Source organism: Nocardioides sp. NPDC057577 (assembly GCF_042801335.1).
Classification (GTDB): domain Bacteria; phylum Actinomycetota; class Actinomycetes; order Propionibacteriales; family Nocardioidaceae; genus Nocardioides.
On sequence record NZ_JBHVGB010000368.1, the window covers coordinates 1 to 1,045 of the forward strand.

The following is a 1,045-nucleotide window of genomic DNA, read 5'->3' on the forward strand; positions in this document are numbered from 1 at the left end:
TGCTGGAGCAGCAGCGCGCCTTCGTCGCCGACGCCTCGCACCAGTTGCGCAATCCGCTCGCCGCGCTGCTGCTCCGCATCGAGCTGCTCGCCCTCGAACTGCCCGAGGGCAACGAGGAGATCGCCTCCGTCCAGACCGAGGGCAAACGGCTCGCCCGGGTCCTGGACGACCTGCTCGACCTGGCCCTGGCCGAGCACAGCCAGGCCGACCTCAAGGTCACCGACGTCGGCGCGCTGACCGCCGAGCGGGTGGCGGCCTGGGCGCCGACGGCGGAGGCCAAGGGCGTACGACTGGTCGGCGACTGCCCGCCGACCACGGGCTGGGCCGACCCGGTGGCCCTGTCCAGCGCCCTGGACGCGGTCATCGACAACGCGGTGAAGTTCACGCCCCCCGACGAGACGGTGCGGGTCGAGGTCGCCTCCGCCGGGGACGCCGCCACCGTCGTCGTCACCGACAACGGTCCCGGGCTCACCGACGAGGAGCTCGCGCGCGTGGGGGACCGTTTCTGGCGCAGTGGGCGGCACCAGAACGTCAACGGTTCCGGCCTGGGCCTGTCCATCTGCCGGGCACTTCTCGCGGCGGGCGACGGTTCGATCTCCTTCGGCCACCACGAGCCGCACGGTCTGCGCGTCACGGTCAGGGTGCCCCGGACGGGCACGGCCCCCGTGGAGCCGCGGCAGCCGCGTCCCTAGGGCTTGACCGACCGGTAGTAGCGCCGGGCGCCCTCGTGCAGCTCCAGCGGGTCGGTGTAGATCGCGGTGCGCAGGTCCACCAGCTGCGCGGAGTGCACGTGCGCGCCGATGCCGTCGCGGCTGTCGAGCACGGTCCGGGTCAGCCACTCGGTGAGCCGCGGATCGACGTCCGCGCGGGTCACCAGCAGGTTGGAGACCGCCATGGTGGGCACCACGGCACCGTTCTGGACGGTGGGGTAGGCCGACTCCGGCAGGTTGGTGGTGCGGTAGTAGCGGGTCGCGCCGCCCGACTCGTGCAGCTTGGTGACCAGGTCGTCGCCGATGGGCACGAACCGGAACGCGGAGCTCTCCGC

The 1,045-nt window shown here is 72.8% G+C and carries 2 protein-coding genes; one reads left to right on the forward strand and one right to left on the reverse strand.

Annotation, left to right across the window (positions count from 1 at the left end; all coding sequences use genetic code 11):
* Positions 1 to 692, forward strand: a 692-nt coding sequence (locus ACFU7D_RS29850; RefSeq protein ID WP_378874188.1) for a sensor histidine kinase, incomplete at its 5' end; no start/stop codon positions are given.
* On the opposite strand, the gene ACFU7D_RS29855 is transcribed toward ACFU7D_RS29850, so the two are convergent.
* Positions 689 to 1,045, reverse strand: a 357-nt coding sequence (locus ACFU7D_RS29855) for a TAXI family TRAP transporter solute-binding subunit (RefSeq protein ID WP_378874190.1), incomplete at its 5' end; no start/stop codon positions are given. The two genes, ACFU7D_RS29850 and ACFU7D_RS29855, sit on opposite strands and share 4 nt — an antisense overlap.